Origin of the sequence: Thiorhodococcus fuscus, assembly GCF_042682685.1 — a bacterium.
GTDB classification, from domain to species: domain Bacteria; phylum Pseudomonadota; class Gammaproteobacteria; order Chromatiales; family Chromatiaceae; genus Imhoffiella; species Imhoffiella fuscus.
This window is the reverse complement of record NZ_JBHUHX010000047.1, coordinates 63,370-87,418: the sequence shown is the minus strand read 5'-3', so window position 1 is coordinate 87,418 and position 24,049 is coordinate 63,370. Positions and strand designations below refer to the sequence as shown.

At 64.8% G+C, this 24,049-nt stretch carries 9 protein-coding genes; all 9 read right to left on the bottom strand.

Annotated elements, in window-relative coordinates; genetic code table 11:
- Window positions 1-61: 61 nt before the first annotated feature.
- Window positions 62-1,051 carry an HD domain-containing phosphohydrolase gene (locus ACFSJC_RS15565; RefSeq protein ID WP_386028013.1) on the bottom strand — a complete coding sequence of 330 codons (990 nt, stop codon included), beginning with the start codon at window positions 1,049-1,051 and terminating at the stop codon, window positions 62-64.
- On the bottom strand, window positions 1,048-4,530 hold the full coding sequence (locus ACFSJC_RS15560) for a response regulator (protein WP_386028012.1): 3,483 nt from the start codon (window positions 4,528-4,530) through the stop codon (window positions 1,048-1,050). Before ACFSJC_RS15560 ends, ACFSJC_RS15565 begins: the two co-directional genes overlap by 4 nt.
- Complete coding sequence (locus tag ACFSJC_RS15555; RefSeq protein ID WP_386028011.1) at window positions 4,527-6,743, bottom strand: sensor histidine kinase; 2,217 nt, start codon at window positions 6,741-6,743, stop codon at window positions 4,527-4,529. Before ACFSJC_RS15555 ends, ACFSJC_RS15560 begins: the two co-directional genes overlap by 4 nt.
- Before the next feature lie 207 nt (window positions 6,744-6,950).
- Entirely contained in the window at window positions 6,951-9,161 is a 2,211-nt protein-coding gene (locus tag ACFSJC_RS15550) for an EAL domain-containing response regulator (protein ID WP_386028010.1), read from the bottom strand.
- A gap of 438 nt (window positions 9,162-9,599) precedes the next feature.
- A complete protein-coding gene (locus ACFSJC_RS15545) occupies window positions 9,600-13,457 on the bottom strand; it encodes a PAS domain S-box protein (RefSeq protein ID WP_386028008.1) in 3,858 nt (1,285 codons plus the stop codon).
- A 64-nt stretch (window positions 13,458-13,521) separates the two neighbouring features.
- Window positions 13,522-15,681, bottom strand: a complete 2,160-nt coding sequence (gene recD / locus ACFSJC_RS15540) for an exodeoxyribonuclease V subunit alpha (protein WP_386028006.1) — start codon at window positions 15,679-15,681, stop codon at window positions 13,522-13,524.
- Between the two features lie 37 nt (window positions 15,682-15,718).
- On the bottom strand, window positions 15,719-19,639 hold the full coding sequence (gene recB / locus ACFSJC_RS15535) for an exodeoxyribonuclease V subunit beta (RefSeq protein ID WP_386028005.1): 3,921 nt from the start codon (window positions 19,637-19,639) through the stop codon (window positions 15,719-15,721).
- Window positions 19,636-23,145: an exodeoxyribonuclease V subunit gamma gene (gene recC, locus ACFSJC_RS15530; protein WP_386028003.1), complete on the bottom strand. Its 3,510-nt coding sequence runs from the start codon at window positions 23,143-23,145 to the stop codon at window positions 19,636-19,638. Before recC ends, recB begins: the two co-directional genes overlap by 4 nt.
- Before the next feature lie 115 nt (window positions 23,146-23,260).
- On the bottom strand, window positions 23,261-23,875 hold the full coding sequence (ureG, locus tag ACFSJC_RS15525) for an urease accessory protein UreG (protein ID WP_386028001.1): 615 nt from the start codon (window positions 23,873-23,875) through the stop codon (window positions 23,261-23,263).
- Window positions 23,876-24,049: the final 174 nt, after the last annotated feature.

The window sequence follows — 24,049 nt, the reverse complement described above, 5'->3', positions numbered from 1 at the left end:
CGCGCGATGGCTTCACGCGTGGAACGGTGCGGACATTTGGGGACGTTCCTGTGGGGCGAGTTCATTCTTCGCAGGCGTCCCACTTCTCTTTCGCCGTCATGATGCGCGGCAGAATATCCATGAAGCACTCCACCAGACGCGGTTCGAAATGGCCTCCGGCACCTTCGCGGATGGTCTCCACGGCCCGCTCGCTCGGCCAGGCATCCTTGTAGGGGCGGCGCATGGTGAGTGCGTCGAAGACGTCGGCGATCGCCACGATACGGGCCGATTCGGGAATCTGGTCGCCGGCCAGACCGTCTGGATAGCCGCTTCCGTCCCATTTTTCGTGATGGCGCAGCGCGACCTCGGCCGCCAATTGGAAGAGGGGCGCCTGGCTCTTGCAGAGAATCTCGTAGCCGATGCGGGAGTGCTGTTTCATGATCTCCCACTCGCGTGCATCCAGCTTGCCCGGTTTGCGCAGAATCTCACCCGGGATCCCGATCTTGCCCGTATCGTGCATCGGGGCGGCGCGTTCGAGGTCATCGCGCTCGGCCTGGGACCAGCCGCAGGCGGTCGCGATCTCGCTGGCATAGGCCGCCATGCGCCAGATGTGCACACCCGTGTCGGTGTCGTTGTAGTGACCGGCCTCGCCGAGCATCGAGAGGGCGTCGGCATAGCTGTTCTCCAGACGCGAGGCCTGGACCAGTGAAAGATGGGTGCGAATCCTCGCTCGCACGATGGGCGGTGACAGCGGCTTGATGATGTAGTCGACTGCGCCTGCGTCGAATCCGGCCGCCTCGTCGCCGACATCGTTGAGGCCGGTAACGAAGATGACCGGAATGGCCTCGGTCGTCGGATTGGCCTTGAGGGTGCGGCAGACCTCGAAGCCGTCCATGTCAGGCATCTGGATATCGAGCAGGATCAGCGAAGGTCGACACTTGGCTACAGCCACCAGCGCCTCGGCGCCGTTGCGGCAGAAGATCAGGGGGTAGTCGTTGCCGAGGACCTGACGCATGGCGGCCAGGTTCTGAGGCTCGTCGTCGACGACCAGCAAGGGCCCATTACGTGTCATGGCTCCTCCAGTGGAATCGTCAGTCGGGCGGCCAGCGCGAGGATAGCGGCCGAACCGGCGGTTGAATCGAATTCCTCGGCGGCCCTCCATGCCTCCGCGAGCGATTCGCCGGGCAGATGTTGAGCCAGGGACCTCAGCAGAGGTTCGGCAGCGATGGGGTCGAAGCGTTCAAAGGCCGCCAGCGCCTGTTGCAGCAGGTCTGAAACGAGGGCGGGATCCACGTCCTCGGGATGAATCGCGTCTCTCTCGCTGCGACGTACTGAGGGGCGTTCGATCTTCGGGGCGTAGGCCTGGATCGCGTCCAGTGCCGAGACGAGGCTGTTCCGAAAGGCGTCCATCTCCGCAGCCGCGTCATCCCGTTCGAGAGGGTCGCTCCATGTATGCTCCAAGACCTGCGCTCGCGCGGCGAGCCGAGCCAAAGCCAGATTGTTCGCCGCACCCTTGAGTCTATGTAGATAACGGCGGGCCTTGCTCGGTTCCATATCCCGAAGGCGGGTCGCGCTGTCGCCAAATTCATGGGCGAATCGGCGTAGATACTTGCGATAGACCTCTGGGTCCTTCCAGAGATCCAGACCTCTGGCGACCGCTAGATGGGGCAGCGATTCGACCGAGGGCGGAGCGGTGGCATCGATGCTCGCGGACACCGCGTCGGTTCGCGGTTCGGGCGTTGGTTTGCTGTTGTCTTCCTTGCGTTCGGTCAGACGCCGGATCAAGGCGACCGCCTTGGCGACGTCGAAGGGCTTGGAGAGGAATCCGTCCATGCCGGCCTCCAGCGCGGCCGTCTCCTGCTCGCGCAGCGCTCCGGCGGTCAGTGCGACCACCGGGAGCTGGGCGATTGAGGGCGTGCGACGTATGAGTCGGGTGGCGTCATGACCGTCCATAACCGGCATTTGGACGTCCATCAGGACGAGGTCGACGGCGTCTGGATGGGCGATGAGCCAATCCACTGCCTCGCGTCCGTCGCCGGCCAGATTGATTTCGGCACCCTCGTTGTCGAAGATGCTGCTCGCGACCTTGCGGTTGATGTCGCTGTCGTCCACCACCAGCAGTCGCAGACCCGCGAGGCGTTGCGAGGTGGCGGGTGGCGGCTGGGACGGTTCTCCCTGTCGCTGGCTGAGTTTCCGTATGACGGCATTGTATAGTTGCGATGGTGTGACCGGCTTGGAGAGTACGGCATCTACCGCCCCCGTCTCCGACGCGTCCAGCAGGCTGTCGCGACGATGAACGCCGAGGACGAATATCAGGGGCTGTCGGTCCGCTGGCAGGGCGGTGCGGATGGCGTGCGCCGTCGCGATTCCATCGCGGTCTGGCATGCGGCTGTCGAGCAGCACCACTGCGTTTGGCCTCTGAAGTTCGGGATCCTCGAGGACGATCGCGAGTGCCTGGTCGCCCGATGCGGCTTGGCGCACCGTCCAGCCCAGCGTGGCGACCGTGGCCGCCAATGCCTCGCGGACGACTGGATTGTTCTCGGCGACCAGCACGCGTATTCGGTGCGCGTCTTGGGGTGCCTGCGAGGTCTGCTGTTCGGCCAGCTCGAAGGCGATCTCGAACCAGAAGGTGCTGCCCTCGCCCAGTGTGCTGCGCACTCCCATGTGTCCGCCCATGAGATCCACGAGCCGTCGGCTGATGGCAAGACCCAGACCCGAACCGCCGAACCTCCGGGTGGTGGAGGCGTCGGCCTGGGAGAACGGCTGGAAGAGCCGTGCCTGGGCGTTCTTGTCGATACCGATGCCTGTGTCGATGACGGAAAACTTGAGCCGGACTCGCGAGTCGGTGCGCTCGAGCGTTTCGATCTGCACCTCGACCAAGCCCGAGCGGGTGAACTTGATGGCGTTGCTGCTGAGATTGATCAGCACCTGACCCAGTCGTAGCGAGTCGCCGATTAGGGTCAGATCGACGCAGTCGGGTGGTTTGATGACCAATTCCAGGTCCTGGTCCTGATCGGCCGTGGCGGTCATGATGGTCGCGAGGTTGTCCAGCACGCCGCTCAATTCGAAGGGCGCGCGCTCGATCTCGATGCGGCCCGATTCGATCTTGGAGAAATCGAGGATGTCGTTGATGATGCCGAGCAGCGCCTGACCGGACTGGTTGATCTTGTGCGCCAGGTCGAGCGCGTCTTCGGGCAGATCCTGTTGTTCCAGCATGTAGCCCAGCCCCAGCACCGCGTTCATCGGGGTACGAATCTCATGGCTCATGTTGGCCAGAAAATCGCTTTTGGAACGTGCCAGACGTTCGGCCTGGTGGCGCGCCTGTTCCAGTTCGCGCGTGCGTTCGGCGACGCGTGTCTCCAGTTCCTCGCGGTGCCGCCGGAGCTGGTCCTCCATCGCGCGGTGCTCGGTAATGTCGCGGGTGATCTTGGTGACGCCGAACAGCTCTCGGTTGGCGTCGCGCGCGGCGGTCAGTATGACCTCCGCATAGAAGCGTGAGCCGTCCTTGCGGATTCGCCAGCCTTCTTCCGCGCTACGGCCCTCGTCGATCGCCTGTTTGAGCAGTTGCTGAGGTTTGTCGCTTGAGACGTCTTCCGGCGGGTAGAAGATGGAGAGCGGGCGACCGACCGCTTCTTCGGCCTCATAGCCTGTGAGATTGGCCGCGCCCTGGTTCCAGGTCGTCACGCGCCCCTCGGTATCCAGCATGATGATGGCGTAGTCGCGGATGTTGTCCATCAGCAAACGCAGTCGCTCTTCGCTGTCCCTTAGTGCGCGCTCGGCTGCGAGACGCTGGGAGATGTCCCGGATCACGATGGTGTAGATCCGGTGGCCTTCGTTCAGTGCCTTGGCGCAACTGGCCTCGATCGGAAAGTCGTGGCCGTCTTGGTGGCGTCCGTCGAGGACGATATAGCGGCTGTCGTAGACGCGCGTGTTACCTGACTCCATCAGCGGCTTGGCCGGGGTGCACTTGAGATGCTCGAATGCGTCGCCCGGTAGCAGTATGCCGATATGCTGCCCCAAGACCTCGGCTGCGGAGTAACCAAAGGTCGTTTCGGCGCCCTTGTTGAAAATCTGGATGTAGCCGGACTCCTTGGCGACCAATATGGCGTCCAGCGTACTGTCGAGGATGGCGCGGTACTGGACCTTGGTGACCAGGGTTTGGCGCCGATTGGCGGCCTCCTTGAGCTCGCGGTCCAATGCCGGACCCAGTCGTGCCAGATTGCTCTTCATGAGGTAATCGTTGGCCCCACCGCGCATGGCGGCGACGCCCACTTCGTCCATCACGGTTCCCGAGACGAAGAGAAAGGGCGTATCCCGGTCGCGTTTTCGCACGATCTCTAGGGCGCTCAGACCGTCGAAGCTTGGCAGTCTGTAGTCCGAGATCACGACGTCCCAGACGCCCGTCTGCAGCGCTTCCTGTAGGTCCTCTGCCGTTTCGACCCGCTGGTGCTTGGCCTCGTATCCGGCCTCCGTCAATGCGTTCAGGAGCAGCAGCTCGTCGTCCGAGGAGTCCTCGATCAGCAATAGACGCAATGGTTTGGATGTCATCATGGCGCCGCGATCGTGAAGTGAAAGCTGGCGCCCTGGCCGACGGCGGCTTTCGCCCAGATCTGTCCGCCGTGCTTGCGTATGACGCGCTGTACGGTCGCCAGTCCGATGCCCGTTCCGGGAAAATCGCTGTTCTGGTGGAGCCGCTGGAAGGCGCCGAAGAGCTTATCGGCATAGGCCATGTCGAATCCCGCCCCGTTGTCGCGCACGAAGAAGGCCGGACCTTCGTCCGTCTCCTGACATCCGAATTCGATCCGGGCCGTCTGCGTCTTGCTCGTGAACTTCCAGGCGTTGGCCAGGAGGTTCTGGAGCGCGACATGGATCAGACGTGCGTCGGCGTAGGCGTTGAGTTCAGGCTCTATGCGGGTCTCGATCTTGCGGTCCGGCTCGGAGGCGTGCAGATCGGCGAGGATCTCGCGTGCCATCGCGCTCAGATCGATCCGCTCGCGTTGGAGTTCGATGCGGGTGATGCGCGAGAGTGACAGGATGTCATCGATCAGTTCACCCATGTGCTGGGCAGCCGCGCGAATGCGGCCCAGATAGTCCTGGCCGGTCGCGTCGATCCGATCGGCATAGGTCTTCACCAGGATCGCGCTGAATCCGTCCAGTGCACGCAACGGCGCGCGCAGATCGTGCGAGACCGAGTAGGAGAATGCCTCGAGTTCGTGGTTTGTCGCGATGAGCTCCCGATTCGCGGTCGCGGTCTGTTCCAGCGCGTCGCGCAGCGCATCCTCGGTGGCCTGAATCTCGCTGATGTCGCGGATATCGCTGATGACCAGGGGCGATCCCTGGGGCGTTTCGACCGTGCTCAGGCTGATGGCCAGCGGAAGCGCGCTACCGTCCTTGCGCACGCCCTGGAGCCGTATGCCGGGCGCCATGGCGCGCGCGGTGCGTTCTCGCATGTAGTCGGCTCGGTATTCCTCGTGCCTGGATCTCAGGGGTTGCGGAACCAGCATTTCGACCGCTTGACCGATGAGCTCTGCGCGTTCGTAGCCGAACAGTCGCTCCATCTGGGCATTGACTTGCAGGATACGTCCCTCCCCATCGCTGATGAGAATGCCATCCGGCGCGCCTTCGATGAGCGCGGTCAGTTGGTTTTTCCGGCTTTTGAGCTCCTCGTTTGCCTGGTGCCGTTTGACTCCGAGATAGGCGATCCAGGTGCTGGCGAGCGCGCTGAGTGCGGCGAGCCAGATCCAGCCCTGAAGGTAGGTTAGCGCATGAGGGCGGAGCTTGGCGGCCAGTTCGTCCGGCGAGATCCAAGACACCAGCAGCCAGCGATTGCGGGGTGCGTCGGGGAGTTCGCTGCCATGGATGCTCAGATCGCGGGCGGCGCGGAACTCGATGGCGCTCAGGAGCCCGATATCCTCGTCGATCTTGGAGGAGCGGTCGTCGATCTGGTCCTGTATCGCGCGCCATAGCGCCGGGTTCCAACTGGGCACGCGCGCGTCGGAGCGGTCGGCGAACATGAAGTCCCATTCAGGGCGTTCGTCCGAGGCCATCAACCAGTAGCCTTCCCGGTCGAGCAGCCAGAGATTGACGGCCCGCACGCACGCGAGGTCGCGCAGTCGTTGAAGCAATGGCTGGCCGAGATAGTTGATGACCATCAGGCCGCGTTCCGTGCCCCTGGCATCGGCCACGCGCGAGACGAAACGGATCATGGGCTTGTAGGGGATCTCGATCTCACCATGCTCCACGTTGAGGTCGAAGCGCGACAGATAGAGCCCGTTTGCGCTCAGATCGCGCGCGCCGATGAAGTAGGGGCGGTCGCTCTTGTCCTGGAGCTGGGATTCGGGGACGACCTGCGTCGTGCCGCTCGTGTTGTCGATACGGATCTGTTCCCGGCCCTGCTCGCTCAGGTAGCGCATCTGATCGTAGATGCCTATACGGGCTGACATGAGGCTGCGGAAATCTTCGATCGTCTCGTGCCGGTCGGACGCGTCTTCGGCGGCGAGGAGGCGGCCTAGGGGGGGGTGGTGTGAGGCGTACTGTAGGTCGCGGAGCACCCAGTCCAGCCGTGCATTGATGACCAGGCCGGCCTCGAAGGCGGTGCTCCACTGTTTCTCATGTAGAGAGTGCACCAGATGCCGGGCTTCGCTGCGGTAGAGCAGCCCCATCAATAGACTGATCGCGATCAGCATGCACAGCCAGATGGCGAGGCTCTGCCAGAGGATTCGCCACCCGATGATGCCAAGTCTGAGATGGGCCTTCGTGTGCATGAAATCCCTATGTCGACGTCCGCGATGCGAGCTGCATTCTTGAGGCGTCCGATGTTTCCCCTCCGAGGCGCTAGCCTGTTGATTTGGGGACCGTTGAGGGGAGCGCAAGAGGCCATTGATCGGGATTTCGACCGATCAAGCGGGGCTGGGCACTTTTTGGGGAATCGGTGCGTCGCGAGGGACAGGGACCGCAGATAGGGCGCTGATTTAGGTGCGGTCGGCCATCCATGCCTCGAAGGCGTCGGATGACATCGGCCGGCCGAAGAGGTATCCCTGTCCGTCCTGGCAGCCGCGCTCCATCAGGTATCGCCGTTGTTCCTCGGTCTCTACGCCCTCGGCGATGGTGCCAAGATCCATCTGACGTCCCAGCGCGACCACCAGATCCGCAATCCCGCTGTCGCCGCTGTGGCCCAGTTCCTGGACGAAGGCGCGATCGATCTTGATCCGGTCGACGCCGAGCTGCTTGAGGACGCTCAGCGAGGAGTAGCCGGTGCCGAAGTCGTCGAGCGCGACCGAGACGCCCATGCGCCGGATCTCGGCGATCTTTGCGGCGGTAGAGGCGATCTGGCCGATCGCGATCGATTCGGTCAGCTCCAGCTCGATGCGTTCCGGGTCGATCTCGTGTTCCTGGAGTACGCGCTCCAGGATGGAGACGAAATCCGGCTCGCGGAATTGGGCCTGGGAAACGTTGACCGCCATGCGGAATTCCGTGTAGCCAAGCTCGACGAGACGTTTCAACTGGTCGCAGGCGGTGCGCAGCACCCATTCGCCGAGGGCGATCATGAGACCCGAATGCTCGGCCATCGGGATGAACCGATCGGGCGGGATGGAGTGGCCTTCCTCTGTGGTCCAGCGCAGCAGTGCCTCTGCCCCGACGGGGGCGCCGGTCGCGAGATCCACCAGGGGCTGGAAGGTGAGATGGAGCTGCTCGGCGTGGAAGGCGGAGCGCAGATCGGTGAGCAGGCGGATGCGCTCGCGTGCCGCCAGGCCGAGATCCTCGGTGAAGGCGATGGCGCGTCCCCGGTGCAGTCGTTTGGCCTGTTTCAGCGCGATGCTGGCGTCCTTGAGCAGGTCGGCGCCACCGGTGGGGTCCGGGCCCAGGCGGATGAGGCTTGCGGTCGCCGAGATGCGAATCGATCTGTCCTGCAGATCGAACGGGGTCGCGAAGATCTGCTCGATGGCGTGGCGATCGATCGCCGCGCTGGGACCGAGCAGGCAGAAAGCGTCCGCCGTCACGCGGGCGATCAGGATCGGTGGCTGGAACACCTCTCCCAACCGGTAGGCGACCGCGCGCAGAACCTGGTCGCCGAAGTGGTGATCGAGCGCCGCGTTGATCTCGGCGAAATCGTCGAGATCGATCAGCGCCAGGGTGGCGTCTTGTTCTCCGTCCTGGCGCTCGTCGATCAGTTGGATGAGCCGTGCGCGGTTGGGCAGATGCAGGAAGGGGTCGTAATAGGCCGAATCCACGAGCTGTTCGTGCAGCAGCACGTTCTCGAATCCGACCGTGACGTTGGCGCAGAAGATCTCCAGCAGGTTGCGGTTCACCCTGTCGAGCGGGTGCGCGACATCCAGGTAGGCCGCGACGCCCTGAGTGCCTTGTACGTCGAAATAGAGACAGGTCATGGGCTCGAACAGATGGCTCTTGAGCGTCAGACACTGCTCCAGGGCGTTTCTGATTCCGGCGTCGGGCAGTTCATGCAATGGCGACTGGATGAGGTGCCGGTACTGTCCCGCAGCGGCGATGAGCCAGGGCGATTTTTCTCCCGTGGGCGCGGAGGCGACGCAGACCAATCCCTCCGGTGCGATGTCCAGAAGCGCGCACAGGTGCGTGACCACGCCCTCGGCGAAATGATGCAGCGCCCGCCGTTTGGCGAGTCCGGTGCTGGCCGAGATGATGAGCTCCAGACCGCGCCGGCTCATTTCGAGCTGACGGAGCTGGCGGTAGGAGCGGATGGCGACGGTCAGGCTGGTGAACAGCCGAACCCGGGTCATCTCGGACTTGGTCTTGTAGTCGTTGATGTCGTAGGCGCGGATGGTTTCGATCTCTGGGGCGTAACCAGGCTGACCGGTGCGCAGGATGATGCGCACCGCGCGTTGGTCGAGATCTTCACGGATGCGCTGTATGAGAGCGAGTCCGGCGTCCTCCGATTCCATGACCACGTCGAGCAGGATCACCGCCACGTCTGGATTCTCGGCCAGTAGGCTGTAGGCCTGAGTCGCCGAATAGGCGTGGAGGAAATCGAGCGAGTGGGCGTCGATGGTCAGATCGCGCAGTGCCAGGACGGTGGCCTCGTGCACGTCCGGCTCGTCGTCGACGATGAGGATGCGCCAGGAATCCTTGGGTTGGTGGAGCTCGTCCGGCTGATCCTCAATGAGAAAGAGTGCGTCTTCCTCGTCTGGATGTTGGCTCGGGGTCATGGGGCGTCCTCGTCCACAGTCGTCCGGTGGCACGGGCCTGGGACGGGGGCTGACCAATCGATTGGAAGGCCATCCAGCGATAGATGAGCTGCTGTTTTCATCGGACTGCTTGGGCCTCTATGTGATGATTCGCTGGAATGCGCTTTTCCGGCAATCGCCAAAGGAAACGTCTGAGAATGGCTTTTCGGTTTTTGCCGACGCGAATCGATCCGGGTCGTAGACGTTTCTGCAAACCGCCTGAGACGGCCATCTTTTTTTGAGGTCAACGTGAAGGTCTCACGAGAATGGCGGCCTCGGCAACCTTCATCGTCACAGAGTGAGAAGGGGTGCTCGGGTTTCGAGATGGCGCTTGACTTCATGTCCAGGAAGCGGGTTTCCTGTCTCTGATTCATTGGGCTCGCACTCCACTGGTTCTTCGGCGACCGGTCGGCCAGTCCATCAAGGCGTTTGGCCGTCGGGGCCGACGCGCGGCAGCGTCAGGGTGAAGGTGGTGCCTTGGCCCGGCTGGCTGTCCACGACGATCCGTCCGCCCAGCGCGACCGTCACCAGATTGTAGGTGATATATAGACCCAAACCGCTGCCACCTTCCCCCAGGCGGGTCGTGAAGAAGGGCTCGAAGATTCGATCCAGGAGTTCGGGCGCGATGCCGATTCCATCGTCCGAGCAACGAATGCCGATGGCGTCCGTGCCTTCCGCATGGGCCTGGATGCGGATGCGGCCAGATTCCGATTCGGCAAAACCGTGCTTGAGCGCATTGGTCACCAGATTGGTGATGACCTGCTCCAGTGGGCCAGGATAGCTGTCCATCTCCAACTCGGGTGGGGCCTCGATTTCGATATGGTGCGTGGTGTGCTTGAAGCCTGGATGGAGCGTGACCAGCATTTCGTTCAGTGTCTGACGTAGATTGAAGCGCCGCCGCCGCATGCTGGTCTGATCCACGGCGACCTGCTTGAAATGTCCGATGAGTTCCGCCGCCCGTGACGTATTGCGTTCGAGCAGATCGACCGCCTCGCGGGCGTGCGCCAGAAAGGCGGTCAATTGCGAGCGGCGCAACGCGCCCTCATCGATCGCCGCGCCGATCTCGCTCAAGTGGGCTTCCAGCGTGCTGGCCACGATACGGGCGTTGCCGAGCGGGGTGTTGAGTTCGTGGGCGACGCCCGCGACCAGCTTGCCGAGCGCCGCCAGCTTTTCGGACTGTACCAGTTGACTCATCGCCTGTTGCAGGGCGCTGGTGCGCTCGTTCACCAGTTCCTCCAGATGCTCCCGGTGGCGCCGCAGCTCCGCATCCGCCTGCTTGCGATCGCTGATATCGCGCACGAAGGCGAAATCGTACTCTTGGCCGTCGAATACAAAGTAATTCGCAGTCACCTCGATCGGGAAGACTGTGCCGTCCTTGCGTTGATTCGTCCTTTCGAAACGGTGTCGCTGGAGATGGCGTGTCAGCTCCCATCTTGATGGCCACTCCGCCTCGGACAATTCCGGATCGATGTCCCAGATCCCCATCCCGAGGAGTTCATCGCGTTGGTATCCGAGTAATTCGCAAGCCTGTTCGTTGACGTTCATCAATCGGCCGTCGGGCGTAACCCAGAAGACGGCGTCCGCCGAGCGCATGATGGAGATCTCGGCTAGACGGAGCGCCTTTTCCGCCTTTTTGCGCTCGGTGATGTCGATCATGCTCACCAGAACGTTGGCGAATGCTGCCTCCTGGTCTGGCAGGGCGACGGCCAGGAGGATATCGCGCCGTTCGCCCTGCAACGTCTGGTTGACCGTTTCGAGTTCGACATGACGCTGGCCTTCGGCGATGGCGGCGATGATCTCCTGAAAGGCAGGCCGACTCTCCGGAAGCCAGATCTGTGGCAGTGCGCCCAGAAGCGCCTCCTTGCTGTCCGCGCCGAACATCTTCAGCGTTTGCTGGTTGACGTCCACGACCTGGATGCTGCGAATGCAGTCGGTCAGGACATCCGGCTGGCTGTCGAGATAAGCGCGAATATCCTGGACGCCCTTGGCCTTCATGTCCTCGATGGCCACATTGAGCGCCGAGATGTCCTCTTCCCAGAGCGAGACGGCGACGGACTCGAAGATGGTGCGGTAGCGCTGCTCGCTCTCCTGCAGTGCCTGCTCGGCGCGTCGCTGTAGGGTCTGATCCTGCACCAGGGAGAGCAGGGCCGGTTGCGCGCCGAGCGCGATGATCTCGGCCGACCAGAGTACGGTCCGCCGTTCGCCGTCACGGGGCATAATCTCCAACGGGACGTCCTTGAATGGACCCTTATCGCGTAATTGTGCCGTCATGCGGTCGCGCAGTTCGGGGTCGACCCAGAGTCCGAGTTCCTTGGTTGTTGTGCCGGTGAGATCCTCACTCCTGAGACCGGTCAGTTCGATCCAGCGTTCGTTCGCATCGATCAACCGACCTTCGTCCAGGGTCGTGATTGCCATCGCCGCCGGATTGGAGCGAAAGGCCGTCGCAAAGCGGTGTTCGCTTTCGCGGAGCCGTTTTAGTAGCAGATGTTGGGAGAGCTCATCGCCGACGCGCTCGGCGATGGCCTGGAACAGACGTTGTTCCGTCTCGCTCCAGTCGCGTTCATGGCTACACTGGTGAAGGCCCAGTATCCAGGTCCGATCGGACCGAGGGTGCAGCGCGATCGTCAGCTGGCTTCGGATGTCGTAGCGCCGTACCGTTGCGGAGTTCCTGATCTCTTCGGTCGCCGGGAGCGTATGAGGTCCGGGCGTGTTCATCAAACATCGCACCATCTCGTAAAAGTATGTGTCGGTTATGACTTTGACTCCTTCGGAGTCGATATCGCCTTCTGTGGCGGTGACGCCGGGCCATTCCGGTCGGGTTGCCTCGATTGGGATATGAAAGCTGGTGGTCCCCGTGTCGCCGGGGTACATGAAAAAGGCGCGGTCGGCTTGGAAGATATCCAGAATGGTGTCCAGCAAGTTGCGCATTAGCTCGTCGTCGGGTCTGGGCGTCGTCAGGATGCGCGAGATTCGGTCTAGATCTTCCAGGAAACGGGCGTTGTCCTTCAGCCTGCGGTCGGAATCGATATGCTGCAACGTATGAGCAAGGATTTCGGCCGCCATGCGCAAGAGTCGTGCGTCTTCGTCTCCCCAGTCGCGCTCATGGTCGATGGTGTCCAGACCGATGAGACCGCGTATTCGACCGTTCAACTCGATCGGAACCCATAGTGCCGACCGAACCTTCCCTTGCCGCAGATACGGCCTGTAAGGCGAGTCGTCCGGCAGGTCGCTGTAGCGGATTCTCACGACGCGATCCTGTGGCGTTGCGTCGAAGACGCGTCGCAGGTCTTCGGTCTTGAAGGTGCGTATCGTCTCGCTGTCTGGTTGAGCGTTCGTGTCGCACCATTCGTGCACATTGGCTGGTGCCGATGGATCGGGAGCGATTGTCAGAAGATAGCTGCGTTCGGCCTGGGTTAAGCGTCCGATGCGCTCAAGGATCCAGTGGAGGCGCCTGTCGAGGTCTTCCATCTCCGGATTGATCATCAGGGCGGAGATTTCGGTTGCCGCCTGCTCGATGTCCAGGTGCCGCTTCAGTCTGGCTTCGGCGTGCTTGCGTTCGGTGATGTCGAGCAGGGTGCCGAGCATGCGCGTCGCGCGGCCCTTGGCGTCTCTCTGCACCGCGCGGCCCGCCGAGAGCACCCAGATCCAGTCTCCCCGACGGGTACACAGACGTTGCTCCAGTTCGTAGCCGTCGCGTCGTCCCTCGATGCACTCCCGGACCAGATACAGACTGAGATCGCGCTCGTCCGGGTGCAGCCAGCTCTTCCAGAGCGATGGGGTCACCTCGATGTCGGCGGGCGCGTAACCCAACATTCGGGCTAAGGATTCGTTGATGACGGTTTTTCCGCTCGCGATATCCCAGTCGTAGAGTCCTTGTCCGGCCACGGAAAGGGCCAGAGAGAGACGTTCCTCGCTCTCGCGCAAGGCGTTCTCGGTCTCTCTGCCGGGCGTCAGCGGAAAGGCGAGCGCGCAGTTGTAGGCGCATCCGGCGATTTCGAAATAATGGGCGACGACCTCGATCGGGCATTGCGATCCGTCGCGGCGACGGTGCTTGGCGTGAAATCGCTGTGTCTTGGCTTGGCGCAGCATGCGCCAATGCTTGGGCCAGTCGTGTGGCGAGTATTCGGTGTTGAGATCGAGGATCGACATGCCGAGCAGCTCTTCCCGGCTGTATCCGAGCGCACGGCAGGCCTCTTGGTTGACGTCGAGGATGTGCGCTTGCTCATCGATCCAGAACACCCATGCCCCCGTGTTCGGGGTGACCTCTGTCTCGTTCAACGGCGTTGCCTCCATAGAATCGAGCGCCTTGGACCGACTTCCGGTGACGCATCGGCGCGAGCGCTCATGGCACGGTTGCGATTCCGTTCCGCGTTCCGTCGAGGCTCAGTGCCAGGCCGCTGACCCGCTCGACCCGTCGGCTCAGCGCGTCCGCCAGGACATGGTCCTGGCTGTAGAGCAAGGTGAATGTCTTGCGGGCGCGGGTGATCCCGGTGTAGACCAGCTCGCGAGTGAGCACCGGGTTGGGCGTATCCGGCAGGATGAGTGCGGTGTGGATGAATTCCGATCCTTGCGATTTGTGTACCGTCATGGCGAAGACGGTCTCGATCGCCGTCAATCGGCTGGGCAGGATCCAGCGGATCCCTCCGGTCCCGTCGCCGCTGGGGAAGGCGACCCGCAGTACCCGTCGGATGGCGCCGTCGGCCTGACGTACAGGGACCTCCAGTGCGATGCCGATGTCGCCGTTCATCAGCCGCAGTCCATAGTCGTTGCGGGTGACCAGCAGAGGGCGGCCGGCGAACCAGCCCTCGCTGGCGTTGGCGAATGTCTGCGCCGGGTTGGTGCGCGGTTGCAGCAGCGGCTCGTCGCCGGTGCTCAGCACCTCGATGATGCGCCGGTTCAGTCCCTCGACGCCCCAGGGACCCTCGCGCAGTGCCGTCAGAAGCTGGAAACCGGCGTGCGCGTCGAGCACGGCGGAGGCCCAGTCATCCAGCGCTTGACGATCGGCCTGGTCGTCTGGACGCCCATCGCGCATCAGACGCAGATAGCCGGCATAGCCATCACGGATCAGGTCGTCGAAGGCGGTGTCCTGGGTGTCTCTCAGTCGAATGGCGGCGATGCGCCCGAGTTGCGCGTCCATGTCGGATTGCTGGCGCTCGAACAGCGATTTGAGCGCGGCCAGTCGGTCGGTGACTGGCCTGTGGTCCAACATGCCCGCGTTGACCAGCTCGGCCAGGGCGCCGATGCCGCCTTCCGGTTTGAAGCGATAGCTGCGGCGCAGCATGGCGATGGCCTGGTCGAGTGGCCGGCCCTCGGGGTCGAGATGGATCGATGGGATCGGCTGGCCGGTGACCCCTTGCAGCCACTCGGCGGTTTGCGGGCGATAGTGTGCCTCGCGCGCCCGCTGGCATAGATCGCCGAGCACCGCTCCGGCCTCGACCGATGCCAGCTGGTCCTTGTCGCCGAGCAGGATGAGACGGACCTCGGGGCGCAGCGCGTCGAGCAGCCTGGCCATCATTTCCACGTCGATCATGGAGGCCTCGTCGACCACCACCAGGTCGGCCGGCAAGGGATTGCCCGCGTGATGGCGGAAGTGCCGGCTGTTCGGAATCGGCCCCAGCAGACGGTGCAGGGTGGTCACCTGGGTCGGGATCTCGGCGCGGATCCGCTCGCCCTCCGCGATGGCGTCGAGCGGAAGATCGGCCACCTGACCGGCGATGGATGCGTTCAGACGCGCGGCAGCCTTGCCGGTGGGCGCGGCGAGCCGGATGCGCAGCGGCGCTTCGCCACGGCCCATGGCGAGTCCCTGGAGCAGGGCCAGCAGACGCACCACGGTTGTGGTCTTGCCGGTCCCCGGTCCTCCGGTGATGACGGCGAAGGCGTTGCGCGCGGCCAGGGCGCAGGCGACCTTCTGCCAGGCGTCCACCTGGGCGTCGGATCCGGATCCGAGGGTGGGGGCGAACAGCCGGTCCAGCAGACCCCTGACGTTCTCCTCCGGGAGCGCGATGGTGTCTTCGAGACGGTGCTGGATTCCAGCGCAGATCCGTTGTTCGTCGCGCCAGTAGCGGCGTAGATAGAGCAGCGGGCGTTCCGGCGTGCCATGCAGAACCAGTGGGGATTGGTCTTCGCCATCCGTCGCCTCGGTCGCGGCCGGAGGGACGAGCTTGGAGTCGATGGCCGGACTGCGTGACAGGCGCGTGATCCAGTCGGCGATCCGCAGCGGAGCGAGCAGTCCGGGCAGATCGCGCCGGACCTCCTCGGCCTTGTCCCCGTCGTTGCGCAGACGGGCGAGCAGCGCGTCCGGGTTTCGCCGAGTGTCCTCCAGGTCGAGGCACACATGGCCGTGCGCGTTGCGTTCGCTCGTCAGCGCGACGGCGAGCAGCACGGCTGGATCGGTCTCGCCGCACTGCACATGGATGAAGCGCGCCAGTGCCAGGTCGAGCGCACGCAGCACCCCGGTCTCTACCCAGGTTTCGAGCCGGACGAAGAGCTCTTCCGCCGTCATGCCGCTCTTGCAAGCATCGATGCCGAATGCTTCATCTCTAGGCCGCATCGCTGGTCCCCTCGGTTGCGTGACCGCCGGCGAACAGACGATCCAGTCGTTCGATCGCCTCCCGGCTGGGCCGGTCCATGTAGAGCCCCTGGGTGGCATTCTCGGTGCCGCGCAGGAAGACATAGAGGATGCCGCCGATGTGACGGTCGTAGTCGTAACCCGGCAGCCGCGCGCCGAGCTGGCGGTGCAGCGCGAGCAGATAGAGCAGGTACTGGAGGTCGTAGCGTTTGGCGAGGATGGTCTCGCGCAGGGCCTCGCGATCGTAGGCCGCGTCGTCCTCTCCCAGTGTGTTGGACTTCCAGTCGAGGAGGTAGTACCGCCCCTGATGCTCGAAGACCAGGTCGATGAACCCCTTGAGCATGCCGTTCAGAAGGTGGGGCGCCAGTGCCGGACGCGGCATTCCGGGATGGATGTGGTCCATCGCCAGACGTTCGATGCGCCGGGTGTCGACCGCGTGGCTCGGCAGCCAGAATTCCATCTCGACCTGGATCTGGCGCGGACTCAGGTCGCGCAATGCCAGCCGGGTCGGATTGGCCGGATCCTCGGCCAGGTCGTGCAGCGCCCAGGTTTGGATGAGCAGGTCGTGCAGCCAAGCATCCAGTGCGTCGATCCATTGGGTCAGGTCGCGCAGGTTGCAGCGTCGCCCGAGCATCTCGCGGCGCAGCGACTCCGACTCGGCCGCTGCGGCATAGCCGCTCAGCAGGCGCCCGGTGTCGTCGCGGGTCTGCTGGGTGGCCGCCCATTCCAGGATGCCGTGCAGAAAGGTGCCGATATGGGCGCCGGACGGAAAGGCGTGCAGCCGTCCGCGCGAGGTTGCCGCTGTGCCGGAGTTTGGTGTCTGCGCGGCTGCGGTGCTCGCCGATTCCTCCAGGGCCGTCTCCTGCGCGGCGGTCTCGGAAGAGGGCGGCAGGATCGAGCCGGACTCGCCGTCCGTCCCGAGCGCGGGACGGGTATCGCGCACGATGGCCGAATAGCTGGCGATCCACCAGGGCTGGCGACGGATGACCGGGGCGGGGCGCGCCTGCTCCAGACGCTCGGCCCCCTCGGGAGGAAGCGGGATCGCGCGCGCGGTCGGCACCGGCTCGATGCGGATGTGCTTACAGCCGTTGCGCAGTGCTGCGAGCGCCTCCCAGATCTCCGACGGGCTGTCGAAGACCCGTCCGCCGCCGAGCAGATGGCCGATCGCCGACTTTTCCAATTGCGGCCGCTTGGACCGGCCGCTCTTGAGCGGCGCGATCCCGGCCCAGAGGGCGTGTCGGGCACGGGTGAGGGCGACGTAGAGCAGACGCATGTCCTCGCTCAGACGCGCGTCGTCGGCCGCCAGCCAGGCATCGGCGAATCCCTTCTTGGTCGCGATCTCCAGATAGGTGCGGCCCGCATGGCGATAGGGGACCTGGCGGCTGTGTCCGTCCACCTCGCGCCAGCCGCAGATGAAGGGCAGCAGCACCAACGGGTATTCGAGCCCCTTCGATTTATGGATGGTGATGACCTGGATCAGCTCGGCGTCGCTCTCCAGGCGCAGGATCTGCTCGCTGTCCGAGCCTTCGATCTGCTCGGCGAAATGGCGGATCAGGGCCTGCTCGCCGTCGATCCCAGTGGCCGAGGATTGGAGCCATTCGGCCAGGTGCAGCAGGTTGGTGAGGATGCGCTCGCCGTCGGCGCGTCCGACCAGACGGGCCGGCAAGTCCTGATCCTGCATCAGGCGGTAGAGCATGGGGAGCACGCCCTGGCGGCGCCAGATGTGCTGGTAGATGCCGAAGCGCTCGACCTGCTCCTCCCAGGCCAGCTCGTCGTCCTGGAGCCGGGCCAGCTCGGTGAGCGGGACCGCGAGCGTGTTGGTGCCGAGCGCGGCCCGTGCCAGTCCCTCGTCGGTCGGTGCGGCGCAGGCGCGCAGCCAGTGCAGCAGATCGGCGGCCTCCTGGGAGTCGAGCACCGAGTCGCGGTCGGAGAGATAGACGCTCGGTACCTGGCGCTCGGCCAGCGCCTCGCGCATCAGGGCTGCCTCGCGGCCGGTGCGGACCAGGATGGCGATGTCCTTGGGACGCAGACGATCGAAACCGTCCGGTCGGGTGAATCCGGCACGGTCCTCGCGCGCCGCGCTCAGCCAGTCGACGACCTGGTTCGCTGCGGCTTCGGCCATCGCCTGGCGGTAGGTGCCGGGCGAGACCGGATCCTCGCCGGTGTCCAGGGTCCAGAAGGTGAGTGCGGGGGGCTCTCGCCCGTCCAGCATCAGTCGCTCGGGACGGTCGTTGGATCCCGTGGAGACGAATGGGATGGGGTTGTATCCGGTGTCGTCCTTGAAGCGGAAGGCGCCGCGACTCCAAGACTCGGCCTGTTCGAAGAGATGGTTGCAGGCGTCGACCAGCGGCGCGGTCGAGCGGAAGTTGGTTGCGAGCGTGTAATGGTGCCCCTCGGTGGCCGAGCGGGCCGCCAGATAGGCGTGGATGTCGGCCCCGCGGAAGCCGTAGATGGCCTGTTTGGGGTCGCCGATCATCACCAGTGCGCTGCCCGGATGGGGCTCTGCGACCCTGTAGATGCGATCGAAGATGCGGTACTGGACCGGGTCCGTGTCCTGGAACTCGTCGATCAGGGCGACGGGGAACTGACGGCGGATGGTCGCGGCCAGGTGGTTCGCCTGGGCGGTGCCGAGCGTCGGATCCAGCGCGGTATCGAGCTGGCGCAGCAGGTCGTCGAATCCCATTTCGGCGCGGCGCTGGAGTCGCTTCTCCAGCTCGGCTCGAACCCAGTCGGCGGCGTGCGCCAGCAGGCAGGATTCCAGTGGCGGTTCGGGCGCGTCGGGCTGTGCGGGTCGCGTGCCGTCGGCCGCCCTCCAATTGGCGATGGCCTGGAAGGCGGCATGCTGGGGTGCGGTCTGAACCTTGGCAGTCTTCTTGAAGGAGAAGGCGTCCTGAGCGAAATTCTTGAGCTTGCCGGGCGCCGGGCCGCCCTCGGACCAGTCTGCGATGGACTGGAGCAGTTGGTCGAAGGTTTCCTCTTTGGCGCTGGCGTGCGAGGTGCCGTTGAGGTGCGGTCGCAGCGCGCGAAGCGCTTCTTCCAGCGCGGGCCTATCCGCGCGCCAGGCGGCGCGCGCCCTGTCTTCCTCTATTTGAATCGCCGCATCGAGACGTGCGCATTCGGTCTCGACCTCGCGCTTGCTGGCGGACCAGACCAGATGCGCGGCCAGTGGCTTGGCCAATGAATGGCAGACCAGCGGCTCGCCCCGATAGCTGAATCCGCTGTCGCGCCGACCGAGCCAGCGCGAGAGTCGATCGCGCAGGGCCTCGGGAGATTTCACGACCTCCAGTACGGCCTCCGCCTGGTCGGGTGTGAGTCGATAGAAATGGGCGCGCCAGTAATCCCGCAGCACCTCGGCCACCAGGTCGGACTGATCGGTGACCAGTTCGCGGTCGAACAGGCCCCGCGTGTCGAAGGCGTGCTCCTTGAGCATGCGGTTGCACCAGCCGTGGATGGTCGAGATGACGGCCTCGTCCATGGCTTCGGCGGCGAGACGCAGACGGCGCGCGCATCCCGGCCAGTCCTCGGGCGGATAGTCGGCGCGCAGGCCGATCATGGGATCCGTGCGCCTGTCCAGGGCACCGATGTCGGTGTCTGGCGATTCGAAGAGGGTTGCGGCCTCGACCAGACGTGTCCGGATACGCTCGCGCAGCTCCTGGGTCGCGGCCTCGGTGAAGGTCACCACCAGGATCTCGGGGGGCGTCAGCGGGCGCTCGAAGGCGGTCTCTTTCGATCCATGGCCGAGCACCAGACGGGTATAGAGCAGGGCCAGGGTGAAGGTCTTGCCGGTTCCGGCGCTGGCCTCGATGAGACGGCTGCAGCCGATGGGACGGCCGTCGCCGATTGGATGGGTGTCGCCAAGCGGGAAGCGGAGCAGATCGAGTTCCTGGCTCATGCGGGGCCTTCCTCCTGGCACGGCGCCGGATCGGCGCTCAGATGCTCGAACAGTGGGCGGTAGAGTCGCTCGACGAGCGTCTCGAATGCCGGATCGGCGGCGAGTCGGTCATAGCTCGGCCAGAAGCGCGCGTAGCCCGGATGGTCGCGCATTTCGCCCGTGCGCTCATAGCCGTCCTCGTAGACGCTCGCCGGATCCGCCGACCTGCCGTCGCGGGAGCGAAGCAGGGCGAAGCCGGTGCGGCAGGCGAGCGGCTGGAGCGCGGTCATGCCCTCTAGATAGGCGTCCAGCAGATCCTCCAGCAGCGCGCGCGCCTGCTCGGCCGGCAGCGGCTCCAGAGCCAGATCGGTGTCCGGCCCCAGGATGCGGGTGACGACCGGGCCTTCGAGCTGGGCGGCGAGATGGACCGGCCAATGCCGCACCAGCTGGTACCACTTGAGGTCGTTGCCCGTATGGAGTCGGCTCGCCTGGAGCCGGAGCATGATGCGCTGGCCGTCCGCGTTCTGGCGCAGATTTTCAAGGCTGTCTTCCAGACGGATCCCAGGACGTTCCAGAATCAGACGCTGCGATGGACATTGCTCCGGGTACTCGTGCAGCCAGTCCTGGTAAGCGGCGATCGGCTCGCGCAGATTCTCGGTCAGCGACGCGATCCAGACACCATCGAACGGCGGCAGCGGCAGATGTCCGGCGCGGGCCAGGCGCCGTGCGTTTCGCTCCAGTGTGGCGTCGACATCGGCGCTCGGATCCTGGTGCAGTCGGTTCGCAACCCATTGGACCAGGTTGTCCTGCAAGGCCCAGTTACTCAATGCGTCGAGGTCGAAGGTCTCCTCGTCGTCGGCGGTGTCGTCGGCCTCGGTGAAATGGAGCGCGAGCCGGCTTTGATAGAAGCTGGCGACCGGATGGCGCAGGAAGCGTCCCAGGGTTTGGAGCCCGATGGGGGCGTCCAGGATCGGTGTGGACAGCCGAGGCGGGGGCTCGATGTCGGTCGCGCGATCCTCGTGAACCAGTCGCCATTCTTTGGCATAGGTGAAGAGGTTCGGATCGCGGTCGGGCTCGAAATAGCGCCGGCTGAATGGCTGTAGCGGATGCTCGGTGGTGAGCGCCTTCAGCAGATCCTGTCCGCTACCGCTTGGAAGACGCCAGCCGGCGGCGATGTGGTCGCGTAGCTGTCCGACCAGCACCGAGGGCGGCCGGACCGAGTTGTCGCGGATGCTGCGTCCGACCCAGCCGATGACCAGCCGCTCGCGTGCCGAGAGCATGGCCTCCAGAAACAGATAGCGGTCGTCCTCGCGGCGCGAGCGGTCGCCCGGTCGGTAGTCGTTCGCCATGAGATCGAAGTCGGCTGGCCGGCGGCTGCGCGGATAGTCGCCGTCGTTCATCCCCAAGAGCCAGATGTGCCGGAAGGGGATGGCGCGCATCGGCATCAGGGTGGCGAAATTGACCGCCCCGGCGAGGAAGCGCTGGCTCAATGAGGGCTGGTCGATCTCGCTCAGAATGGCTTCGCGCACCACCTCCAACGGCAGGCATTCCTCGGCGGACCCGCCCTGGCGGCACTGATCCTCCCAGCGTTCGAGCGCCTGCTGGACCTGGGCGATGGCCAGGCCGTCCGTGTCGCCGGTCTCGGCGAAGGCATCGGCGAGCAGATTCGCGATCAGGGCGGTCCACTCGGCCGGTCGGCGCGTCTCCTGCAATTGGCTCCAGTAGTTCTCCAGGGTCTCCAGCAGCTCGGTCAGCGGACCGAGCAGCGCGGCATCCAGACCGCCGATCTCGTCGTAGGGTTCGACGCCGCGCCAGGGACCGGCCCCGGCGCTGGCGAACCCGAGCAGCATGCGTCTGAGCCCGAAGCGCCACGTGTTCTGCTCCAGTCCATCCGGCAGATCGAGCGCGGCGCGCTGATGCGCATCCAGGCCCCAGCGGATGTTGGCCCCGGCAACCCAGCGGCGCAGTCGCGGCAGGTCGGTCTCGTCGATGCCGAAGCGCGCGCGCAGGGCGGGGATGTCGAGCAGGTCGAGCAGCTCGCTCACGGCGAAGCGCGAGCTGGGCAGCCCGAGCAGGGATTCCAGACCGATCAGCAGCGGATTGCGGTGCCGCAGACCCTGGTCCGAGAGATGGAAGGGGATGAAGCGCGGATCCTTCGGCGCCAGCCGTCCGAAGACCGCCTCGATGTGCGGTGCGTAGGTGTCGATGTCCGGCACCATGACCAGCACCTCGCGCGGCTGTAGCGGTCGGTCGGTGAGGGCTAACCGTTCGAAGGCGTCGAGCAGCTGGTCTTGGAGGATCTCGATCTCGCGCTGCGGGCTGTGGGCGATCAGGAATTCCAGACTGCGGTCGCGGGCCGGGTCGATCTCCGTGCCGTCTTCACGACGTTCGTGCAGTGGTCGCAGCTCCAGGATGTCGCTTTGCAGCTGTTTCAGCAGGCTGTCCTCTCCGGGCGACTCGAAGAGATCGATCTCCAGGCTCTGGGACTGGAAGCGCGACTCGTATTGCTCGCGCTGGTCGTGCTCGTCCAGCAGACGGATATAGTCGCGCCCCTGCTTGCCCCAGGCCGCGAGCAGTGGGTGACCGTGCAGATGCAGGGCGTCTTCATCCAGGTTCTCCGGCACCTTGCGCGCCGCGCTGCGTCGGTAGGCGCGCCGGAAGAGGTCGCGTCCCTCGACGATGTCGCCCCAGTAGTGCCGGCTCGGGTTGTGCACGAAGAGCATCACCTGGGAATGTCCGGCGAGCGCCTCCAGAACCTCCAGCGATTGGCGGGGCAGTGACGAGATCCCGAACAGGATGATCCGGCGTGGCAGTGCCTCGGCGTCGTCGGGCGCACTCGGAGCGCGGGCCGCGTCGAGGAAGCGCAGATGGACGCTGGCGCGGCTGGCTCGACCGAAGGGGCCGTCGTCGAGGCTCGGGTCGGCGGCGATGTCGTCCCGCAGCGCGCGCCACAGCGCCGGTTGCCACTGCTGAGACGGATCGAGTGCGGAACGCTCGCCGTTCGGGCGGATGAGGATGTCCTGACCCTGCTCCCAGGCATCCAGCCAATCCGCCCGGTAGACCTGATACTGGTCGTAGAGATCGGCGAGCCGAGCCGCCAGCTGATGACGTCGCCGCTCGGGGTCCTCGCCGGCGAGAAAGCCCGTCAGGGGCGCGCGCCAATCGCCGTCCTCGTCCTGGTCCAGATTGCCGAGCAGGCGATAGAGGCGCCAGGTCAGTGGGGCCTTGTCGAAGGGCGAGCTTGCGGGAAGATCGCCGAGAACCGTGCGATAGGCCTCCCAGATGAATCGGCCCGGCAGCAGGATGCGCATCGCTGCGGCGATGCCGCAGCCACCGGACTCGTCTTCGCTCGGATCGGCTGCGAGTGCCAGCCGTAGCCATTGGGCGATGCCGTTGCTTTGGACCAGCACCAGCTCGTCCTCCAGCGGATCGAGCGGATAGCGCTTCATCCAGGTGACCATGAGGCTGCGCAGCAGCTCCAACCGGTTGCCCTGGATGAGCATGAATCCGGTCGGCCAGTCGTCCATTCGCTCGGATCTCGGTGTCTCCACCCGGACCTCCTTCATTCTGTTTGAGCCCCACCACGGTGAGCATCCGTAGCCCGTAGCCTGGGTGCAGCACAGCGAAACCCAGGGGGCGCCCTTAAGTTGCGGCGAGCATGCCCTGTTCGCGGATGAAGTCGATGACGGTATCGACCCCTTGACCCGATTTGAGGTTGGTGAAGACGAAGGGCCGTTCGCCGCGCATGCGTCGCGCGTCCTGCTCCATGACTTCCAGCGAGGCGCCGACGTAGGGCGCGAGGTCGATCTTGTTGATGACCAGCAGGTCCGAGCGTGTGATGCCTGGTCCGCCCTTGCGCGGGATCTTCTCGCCCTCGGCCACGTCGATCACATAGATGGTCAGATCGGCCAGCTCGGGGCTGAAGGTGGCGCTCAGGTTGTCCCCTCCGCTCTCGACGAACACCAGATCCAGCTCGGGGAAACGCGCCTGGAGATCCTCGACCGCCGCCAGATTCATGGAGGCGTCCTCGCGGATGGCGGTGTGCGGACAGCCGCCGGTCTCGACCCCGACGATGCGCTCGGCCGGCAATGCCTGGCTGCGGATCAGGAATTCGGCGTCTTCGCGGGTGTAGATGTCGTTGGTGACGACGGCGATTTCGAAGCGATCGCGCAGACGCTTGCAGAGCAGGTCGAGCAGCGCGGTCTTGCCGGAGCCGACCGGGCCTCCGACGCCGACGCGCAGGGGGGACTGACTCATCTGATGCTCCTCGGGCGGAGAGCGGCCGTCTCCGCGTCATGGCTGGGTGATGGCGTCCGCGACATTTCGCCGACGCTGCCGGCTAATGTACATGGCTGAAGGCCAACTCGACAGATGATAAGGACGGCCGATAGGGCCGGTCCAGGGGAGTCGCGTCACTATGTCGGGGTGCGC